Source organism: Actinoallomurus sp. NPDC050550, assembly GCF_040655075.1.
GTDB lineage: Bacteria > Actinomycetota > Actinomycetes > Streptosporangiales > Streptosporangiaceae > Actinoallomurus.
In genome coordinates this window covers 292,019-301,172 of sequence record NZ_JBFAJC010000007.1, presented here as the reverse complement: position 1 = coordinate 301,172, position 9,154 = coordinate 292,019, and the positions used below count along the sequence as shown (strand labels likewise).

Annotated in this window: 5 protein-coding genes and 1 rRNA gene; 3 read left to right on the top strand and 3 right to left on the bottom strand. The window is 69.9% G+C overall.

Going from position 1 to position 9,154, the window contains the following annotated elements:
- A 5S ribosomal RNA gene (gene rrf, locus AB0I04_RS13390) occupies positions 1–93 on the top strand; the annotation flags it as partial.
- Positions 94–184: 91 nt separating this feature from the next.
- Positions 185–1,441, top strand: coding sequence for an erythromycin esterase family protein (locus AB0I04_RS13385; RefSeq protein ID WP_360883170.1), 1,257 nt, complete (start codon positions 185–187; stop codon positions 1,439–1,441).
- 158 nt (positions 1,442–1,599) lie between these two features.
- Here the strand turns inward: AB0I04_RS13385 and AB0I04_RS13380 are convergent, their stop codons facing one another.
- Both AB0I04_RS13380 and AB0I04_RS13375 read right to left on the bottom strand, forming a co-directional pair.
- A complete protein-coding gene (locus tag AB0I04_RS13380) occupies positions 1,600–2,217 on the bottom strand; it encodes a response regulator (RefSeq protein ID WP_360883167.1) in 618 nt (205 codons plus the stop codon).
- Between the two features lie 16 nt (positions 2,218–2,233).
- Positions 2,234–6,079 carry a HAMP domain-containing protein gene (locus tag AB0I04_RS13375; RefSeq protein WP_360883164.1) on the bottom strand — a complete coding sequence of 1,282 codons (3,846 nt, stop codon included), beginning with the start codon at positions 6,077–6,079 and terminating at the stop codon, positions 2,234–2,236.
- Between the two features lie 91 nt (positions 6,080–6,170).
- Here AB0I04_RS13375 and AB0I04_RS13370 point away from each other — a divergent pair, with 91 nt between their 5' ends.
- On the top strand, positions 6,171–8,246 hold the full coding sequence (locus AB0I04_RS13370; protein ID WP_360883161.1) for a SpoIIE family protein phosphatase: 2,076 nt from the start codon (positions 6,171–6,173) through the stop codon (positions 8,244–8,246).
- 6 nt (positions 8,247–8,252) lie between these two features.
- On the opposite strand, the gene AB0I04_RS13365 is transcribed toward AB0I04_RS13370, so the two are convergent.
- The gene (locus AB0I04_RS13365) at positions 8,253–9,020 is read right to left on the bottom strand and encodes a phytanoyl-CoA dioxygenase family protein (protein ID WP_360883158.1); all 768 of its coding nucleotides are present in this window, start codon (positions 9,018–9,020) and stop codon (positions 8,253–8,255) included.
- Positions 9,021–9,154 lie beyond the last annotated feature (134 nt).

The following is a 9,154-nucleotide window of genomic DNA, read 5'->3' as shown; positions in this document are numbered from 1 at the left end:
ACACCCGGTCCCATTCCGAACCCGGAAGTTAAGCCCTTCAGCGCCGATGGTACTGCACTGGAGACGGTGTGGGAGAGTAGGACACCGCCGGACATTCACATAGATCAGGAAAGCCCGCCAGGCTAACGCCGGCGGGCTTTCCTGCGTTCCGGACCCTTTTCCGCGACAACGGATAGAGGAACTGGTGACCGAGGAGTCCTCGGCCGGTGATGTGACCGGTTGGTTGGCCCGGAATGCCCTGCCGCTGCACGGCCTTGTCGCCGGCACCCCCACGACGGACCTTCAGCCCCTGACAGACGTCCTCCAGGACGTACGCGTCGTCGGACTCGGCGAGGCCACCCACGGGACCGGGGAATTCTTTCAGCTCAAACACCGCCTGCTGGAGTTCTTGGTCACCGAGCTGGGGTTCTCGGTGTTCGCCATGGAGGCGAGCGCGTCCGCCGGCGCGGCCGTCGACGCCTACGTTCGCCACGGCGTTGGGAACGCCGCGAAAGTACTCACCGGGCTCGGCTTCTGGACATGGCGGACCGAGGAGGTGCTCGCCATGATCGAGTGGATGCGCGCCTACAACCAGGGCCGGCCGGAGAAGGACAAGATCGGCTTCGTGGGGATCGACCCGCAGCAGTGCGGTGACTCCATCAAGGCCCTCGAGGCGTTCCTGTGCGAGACGGCCCCGGAGCGTGTGGCCGCCCTGCACGCCACGCTCGGCGCCCTCGGCAAGGCGTCTCCCGGATCGCAGCCCGATCCGGAGCGACGCCTCGTACGCGACGCCGAGGATCTCCTGGAGTTCGTCCGCACGCAGGCCCCCGACGCCATCGAGGCGATCCGGCACGCCGACATCCTCGTGAAGGCCGCCGACCTGGTGACCCGCGTACGGCGGCATGCGGATCCGGAGCAGACGGTCTTCGCCGCGCGCGACCGGTACATGGCCGACGCGGTGGGAGACCTACTGGACGAGCCGTCCGTACGGGTCGTGCTGTGGGCGCACAACGGACACGTCGCGAAGCATCGCTTCGCGGGCGGGGTGCCGACGATGGGGAGCCACTTGTGCGCGCGGTACGGCGACGCGTACTACGCGCTGGGCCTGCTCTTCGGCCGTGGTGACTTCCGGGCCCGCCGGGGATGGCCTGGCCCGTGGCAGAGCGGGAGGGGGCGCAGGCCCGTCCCCAACACCGTTGACGCCGCTCCTCCCACGACCCTCGAGGCACAGCTCGCGGCCGCGCAGCCAGGTGATCACCTCGTCGACCTGCGCGCGACCGCAGACGCACCGGAGGCGGTACGGGCGTGGGCACGGGACCGCCACCCGTCCCGGACGTTCGGTTCCCTCGTGCCGCGTGGGACCTACCGGTTCGCCTTCGGCCAGGTCGTACCGGCCGAGGACTACGACGGACTGGCCTACGTGGCCGTCTCGAGCTCTTCCCGGTTGCTCCCACCCGCCTGAACCGCGCCGGGCCCCCAGCCGGGCCGGCCACCGCCTCGTCGGCGCCGACGAGACGGCGCCGCGTGGTACGCCGCGCTCTCTCTGCGGATCAGCGCGGCGTCACCGGCCCCGACGCGCCCGCTGCGGATCAGCGCGGCGCCACCAGGCCCCACCAACGGTCAGGAGGCCTTAGGGCGGAGGGTGTCGACCACGGTCCGTAGCTCCTCGACGCGCTGTTCGAGCGTTGCCACCGCCTTGGCGGCCTCCTCGTCCTGGGCTGTGAACGAGGCGAGCGCGCCGAGCTGCTCCTCCACCGCCGCCACGCGCCGCTGGAGCTCCGCGGCGAGCTCCTCGGACGGTGCCGCCGCGAACTTCGTGCGCAGCAGCTCGGACTGCTCGCGCAGCTGCTGGTTCTTCCGGTAGAGCTCCACGAAGACCGAGACCTTCGTCCGCAGCACCCACGGGTCGAACGGTTTGGAGATGTAGTCGACCGCCCCCGCGGCGTACCCCCGGAACGCGTAGTCCGGATCCGCGTCCGCGGCGGTCAGGAAGATGATCGGGACCTCGCGCGTCTTCCGGCGCCGTTTGATCGCGCGGGCGATCTCGAAGCCGTCCATTCCGGGCATGACGATATCGAGAAGGATCACCGCGAACTCGTTCGTCAGCAAGGCTCGTAGAGCCTCTTCCCCCGAACGCGCACGGATCATGTTCTGGTCGAGTGAAGAGAGGATCGCTTCTAGTGCGACGAGGTTCTCCTCTCGGTCGTCGACCAGAAGAATGTTCGCCTTCTCGGCCACGGGTGTCAGCCCTCCATCAGTTGCGTGGCCGACTCAGCCACGCCCTCATGATGTCAAGAAGGTGGTCGGCGTCGACAGGCTTGGGTACATAGTCCGATGCGCCCGACTCAATGCTCTTCTCCCGATCGCCCTTCATGGCCTTGGCCGTCAGGGCGATGATCGGCAGGTCGGCGAACTGCGGCATCCGCCGGATGGCCTCCGTGGTGGCGTAGCCGTCGAGCTCGGGCATCATCACGTCCATGAGGACCAGGTCGACGTCCTCGTTGCGGTCGAGCGTGTCGATGCCCTCACGGCCGTTCTCGGCGTACAGCACCTCGATACCGTACTGCTCGAGCACACAGGTCAGCGCGAAGATGTTGCGCACGTCATCGTCGACGATGAGGATCTTGCGGCCGGACAGCACTTCGTCGTCGATCGGCGCCGTCTCGAACGCGTCGTCCGCTGCGGGAGGCTCGAACGACGCCGCCTCGACGGCCACGGCCGACTGCGGCCGGCGCCTCTCCTTCTCCCGTACGGGCGCGGAGGTGCCCTCGCGGCCCTCGAGGTAGCGGGCCGGCATGAAGAACGTGAACGTGCTGCCCTCGCCGGGACGGCTGGCCACGTGGATCTCTCCGCCGAGCAGTTGGGCGATGTCGCGGCTGATGGACAGCCCGAGGCCGGTGCCGCCGTACCGCCGGCTGGTCGTGCCGTCGGCCTGCTGGAAGGCCTCGAAGATCGCCCGCAGGTTGTGGTCGTCGATGCCGATGCCGGTGTCGCTGACCGCGAACCCGAGGACGTCGGGCGTACGGGCCAGGACCGGGTCGGTGAAGTCCACTCCCTCGGCCCGCCGGATGGTCAGCCGCACCTCGCCGGAGGAGGTGAACTTCACCGCGTTGGACAGGAGGTTGCGCAGCACCTGCTGGAGCCGCTGCTCGTCGGTGAAGAGGTGCTCGGGCAGGCCGGGCTCGGCGTACACGTCGAAGCTCAGGCCCTTGTCGACGGCCAGCGGCCGGAAGTTCGCGTCGACGAAGTCGACGACGTCGGCGAGGGCCACCTGTTGGGGGACGAGGTCCATCTTGCCCGCCTCGACCTTGGACAGGTCGAGGATGTCGTTGATCAGCCGGAGCAGGTCGCTGCCCGATTCGTAGATCGTCTTGATCAGCTCGACCTGTTTGGGCGTGAGGTTCTTGTCCGGGTTTCCGGCCAGGAGCTTGGCCAATACCAGCAGGCTGTTGAGCGGCGTCCGCAGCTCGTGCGACATGTTGGTGAGGAACTCGGACTTGTAGCGAGAGGACTGGGCGAGCTGCTCGGCGCGCTCCTCCAGGGTGCGGCGGGCCTGCTCGATCTGGAAGTTCTGCATCTCGATCGCGCGGTTCTGCTTGGCCAGCAGCGCCGCCTTCTCTTCCAGCTCGGCGTTGGACCGGCGCAGCTCCTCCTGCTGGCGCTGCAGCTCACTGGAACGGTCCTGTAGCTCCGCGGTGAGCCGCTGGGACTCGCCCAGCAGCGCCTCGGTACGGGAGTTCGCGGTGATCGTGTTGATCGTCACACCGATCGTCTCGACGAACTGGTCGAAGAACGCCAGGTGGACCTCGCTGAACGGGCTGAACGAGGCCAGCTCGATCGCGCCGAGCACGCGGTTCTCGAACAGGATCGGCAGCACGATCAGATTGACCGGCGACGCCTGCCCCAGGCCCGTACCGATCTTGATGTAACCGGGTGGCAGGTCGTGGATCAGGATCGGCTTGTGCTGAATGGCGGCCTGCCCCACGAGGCTGTCGCCGAAGTGGAACCGCACACTGTCGATCTTGTCCTGGCTGAGGCCGTACCCCGTCTTGAGCACGAGCTCGGGCTCGCCGTCCTCGGGCTCCTCCACCAGGTAGAACGCGCCGTACTGGGCCGAGGACAGCGGCGTGACCTCGCTCATGATCAGCCGGGCGACCTCCATGAGGTCGCGGTGGCCCTGCATCAGCCCGGCGATGCGGGCGAGGTTGGTCTTCAGCCAGTCCTGCTGCTGGTTGGCGCGGGTGGTCTCGCGGAGGTTCGCCACCATCAGGTTGACGTTGTCCTTGAGCTCGGCGACCTCGCCGCGTGCCTCGACCGAGACCGACCCGGTGAGGTCACCGCGCGCGACCGCGCTCGCCACCGACGCGATCGCGCGGACCTGCGTGGTCAGGTTGCTGGCGAGCTCGTTGACGCTCTCGGTGAGGCGCTTCCACGTGCCGGACACGCCCTCGACCTCGGCCTGGCCGCCGAGGCGGCCCTCGCTGCCCACCTCGCGCGCGACGCGCGTGACCTCGCCGGCGAACGCCGACAGCTGGTCCACCATCGTGTTGATCGTCGTCTTCAGCTCCAGGATCTCGCCCTGGGCGTCGACGTCGATCTTCTTGGTGAGGTCGCCGTTGGCGACGGACGTGGTGACCTGGGCGATGTTGCGGACCTGGCTGGTCAGGTTGTCCGCCATGGAGTTGACGTTGTCGGTGAGGTCCTTCCAGACCCCGCTGACCCCGCCGACCTTGGCGCGCCCGCCCAGGCGGCCCTCGGTACCGACCTCACGGGCGACCCGCGTCACCTCGTCGGCGAACGAGGACAGCCGGTCGACCATGGTGTTGAGGGTGTCCTTGAGCTGGAGGATCTCGCCCTGGGCGTCGACGGTGATCTTCTTGGACAGGTCACCGCCCGCGACGGACGTGGCGACCTGGGCGATGTTGCGGACCTGGCCGGTGAGGTTGCCGGCCATGGAGTTGACGTTGTCGGTGAGGTCCTTCCAGACGCCGCTGACGCCGCTGACGCGGGCCTGGCCGCCCAGGCGGCCCTCCGTGCCCACCTCGCGCGCCACCCGGGTGACCTCGTTCGCGAAGGCCGACAGCTGGTCGACCATGGTGTTGAGGGTGTCCTTGAGCTGGAGGATCTCGCCCTGGGCGTCGACGGTGATCTTCTTGGACAGGTCACCGTTGGCCACCGATGTGGCGACCTGCGCGATGTTCCGCACCTGGCCGGTGAGGTTCCCCGCCATGGAGTTGACGTTGTCGGTGAGGTCCTTCCAGACCCCACTGACGCCGCTGACACGGGCCTGGCCGCCCAGGCGGCCCTCCGTGCCCACCTCGCGCGCCACCCGGGTCACCTCGTCCGCGAACGAGGAGAGCTGGTCGACCATCGTGTTGACGGTCTCCTTGAGCTCCAGCAGCTCACCCGTCGCCTCGACCGTCACCTTGCGCGTCAGGTCGCCGCGCGCGACCGCCGTGGTGACGAGGGCGATGTCGCGGACCTGTCCGGTCAGCCGGCTCGCCATCGCGTTGACGGCACCGGTGACGTCGCGCCATCGGCCGGACATCTCCCGCGGCGTGGCCTGCCCGCCCAGCCGGCCCTCCGCGCCGACCTCCCGGGCCAGCTGCGTCACCTCGGCGGCGAACTCATCGAGGTGCTCGACCATCCGGTTGACGCCCGAGCCCATGCGCAGCAGCTCGCCGCGCCAGGGACGGGTGCCGGTATCGAGCTCGATGCGCTGGCTCAGGTCGCCGTCGGCGACCGCGTCGACGACCCGCGCCATCGCGGTCGTGGACTGGACGAGCGTGTCGATCAACGCGTTGGCCGCAGCGTTGCCCGTCGCCCAGGCCCCCTCGCCGTCCGCTCTCAGCCGCTCGTCGATCCGTCCCTCGTGGCGAACCTCACGCTGAACGCGTACGAGCTCGCCGGTCAGATGGGACGCGCGTTCCTGAACCTCGTTGAAGACACCGGCGATCTCAGCCAGGATGTCGTCACCCGAGGGATCGAGTCGCACGTCGAAGTCGCCGTCGCGCATTGCGCTGAGCGCGTCGAGCACCGACCGTAGCTCAGTCTCCGCGTATCGGGCGCGGGTCGGCGCATGGGACGTGCCTCGAGGCATTGATTTCCTCCTAGCCTTCCCGCGGGTATGTACAGTCCACCCAGGGGGTCTGCCACGATGGCAGCGTCCTGCATCCCCGAGACGAATCCAAGTGGCCGTGGAGAAGAACGCAAAGACGTACACGACCTTCCCGCCGGAGGTCGCCTCTGTCGCGGCCGCTCGGCGTTTTGTTGGAGGGACACTTCGTGGCTGGGGCGTCGATGACGTGGATGACGCCATGCTACTCACCAGCGAACTGGTTACGAACGCTATCGTCCATGCGGGCACTGAGGTAGAGGTCGTCTGCGAGCTCGTCGGTGGGCTGGTCCGGGTCGAGGTGCACGACCGGCATCAGGCCCGGCGCGTGCCGGTGCCCGGCGATCAGGTGAGTGGCCGCGGCCTGCTATTCCCCGAGACGCTCGCGACCTCCTGGGGCGTGACGTACGGCCAGGGCGGCAAGAACGTCTGGTTCACCGTGCCCGGCATCGGCGCGGCGGAGCACCCGCCGCCGCCCCCGTCCCACGAGGAGATCGTCTCAGCGCCGCAGGCCGCCCGTCCCACCGTCGACCAGCTCGCCCAGCGCACCGCGCAGGCCGCCCAGGACATTCTCGGCGCGGACTGCGTCTACGTCCTGCTCGCCGACGACGACGCCGAGCTCAGCCTCCGGGCCACCGCGGGCGTACGGCCCGAGGGCGCCGCCCTGGAGATCGGCCTCGAGGGCGCCCCGGTCGGCGGCCGTGGGGTCTACGCCGACCTGGGCGGCAGCCCGTACAACCTCCCCGCCCTGCAGGCCGCCGGGATCCGGTCGCTCGTGACCGCGCCGTTCACGGTCGACGGGCGGGCGATCGGACTGCTGATCGCGGCCTCCCGCGATCCGGGGCACTTCATCGAGGACGACGTCGAGCGCCTCCAGGAGATCGCCGACCGGCAGGCGCCGTCGATGGAGCGCGCCCGCCTCATGGAGCTGGAGCGCGCCCGCCGGGGCTGGCTCGGGTTCCTCGCCGAGGCGAGCAGCATGCTGGCCGGCACCCTCGACCAGCAGATGACCATGGCCCTCGTCGCCCAGCTGATCGTGCCGCGCCTGGCCACCTGGTGCGCGGTGTTCACCGTCCGCGACACCGACCTGGTGTCCCCCGCGTACGCCTGGCACGCCGACGAGACCATGGTCGCCGATCTGCGTACCCTGCTCGAGCAGCTGCCGCCCGCGCCACCGCCCGCCGAGCCCGGCCCGTGGGAGGGGTTCACGCCCGCGCCGTCCGGCGACCTGCCCGAGACCGCGCACCGTGTCACCGGCGACGTCGCCCACGTCTTCCCGCTGCTCGCCCGGGGCCGCAAGATCGGCATGCTGGTCGTCGGCGGCCCGAAGGGCGCCCGCTTCACCCGCGACGCGCTCGAGCTGACCGAGGACCTCGCGGGCCGGGCCGCCCTCGCCATCGACAATGCCCGGCTGTACGAGGAGCAGGCGGACATGAGCCGCACGCTCCAGCGCAGCCTGCTCCCGCCCGAGATCCCGACGGTCCCCGGCCTGGACGTCGCCGTCGTGTATGAACCGGCGGGCGAGCACAGCGAGGTCGGCGGCGACTTCTACGACGTCTTCGACGTCGGCACCCGCTGGCGGTTCGCCATCGGCGACGTGTGCGGCACCGGCCCGGAGGCCGCGGCCGTCACCGGCCTCGCCCGCCACGCCCTGCGCATCCTCGGCCGCGAGAACCACTCCATCCCCGAGGTCCTCGAACGCCTCAACGCGCTGATCCTGGAAGAGGGCACCCGCGCGCGGTTCCTCACGCTCCTGCACGGCGAACTGGAGGAGCTCGGCGAGGGCCGGGTCCGCGTGACGTACGCGACGGCCGGGCACCCGCCGCCGCTGTTCCTGAGCCCGAGCGGCGTCGTGAAGTCCGAGGAGGACTCCGACCTGATGCTGGGCGTCTTCCCCGACGCGACGTTCACCGTGCGGACGGAGATCCTCAAGCCGGGACACCTCCTGATGGGCTTCACCGACGGGGTGACCGAGCGTCGCGCCGGCAAGCAACTGCTCGGCGACGACGGCGGGCTGGAACGCATCCTCGAGGGCTGCGTCGACCTCAACGCCGGTGCCGTAGGGGCCAAGGTCATGCGCGCGGTCCGCGGCTTCTCCGTCGAGCCCTCCCACGACGACATGGCCTTGATCGTCCTGCGCGTCGAGGAGTGAGCCGGGTCAGCTCCGGTGCAGACCCTCGCGGATGGTGATCTCGACGGGGGAGTAGGCGCCGTCGGCGCGCTCCAGCGCGTACGGGACGGCGGGGTGCAGCGGCGGCTGCGCCATGAACCGGGGCCGGCGCCCGTGGTGCGGCTGTGCGGCGTGCACGAGGAACGGGTGGCACAGGTAGACGTCGCCGGGCCGCCCTGTCGCGTACGCGAGCGGACGGTGCGCGGAGGCCGCCTCCACCCGCGCCGCGACCTCGAAGATCGAGACACCCTCTTCGCCGTACGGCTCGAGGATCGGCGGCACGTCCAGGTGCGAGCCGACGCGGACCCGGGTCGGCGAGTCGGCCTCCCCCACCTCGCTGAACAGGAACAGCATCAACAGCGCGCGGTCCTTCGACCGCACGTTCGCGTGCGCCCACGAGACGCCGTCGCCCGAGTAGCTCGACTCGATGTGCCAGCCCGCGTCGTCCGGCTCCTCCTCATGCGGGAACCGCAGCGGGAACGTCCCCAGCGACCGGCGCGGCACCCAGCGCCCCGGCCCGACCAGCCGGTCGAACGCGTCGTGCAGGACCGGCGTGTTCGCCGCCTCGACGAACGGCTCGGCCGCCATGTCCCCGACCCGGTGCACCGGCTTCACCCACGTCGCGGGGTCGTCGGGATCGAACCCGGTCTCCGCCCACAGCAGCGCCGCGCACTCCCGCGCCGTACGATCCGGGAACGCCTGCTCGATCTTCACGAACCCGTCCCGTACGAACCGCTCGACCATCGCGTCAGCCATGAGACGGCATTCTGATCACTTCGGAACGGAAAGGCACCCGTTTTTTCAAGCGGCCGTCCGTACCGCGCCGGTGCCCTGGCGAGTGCCGCGTTCTCGGCGGCGGACCCCAGGGGGCATCCGAGTACCGCGCAGTA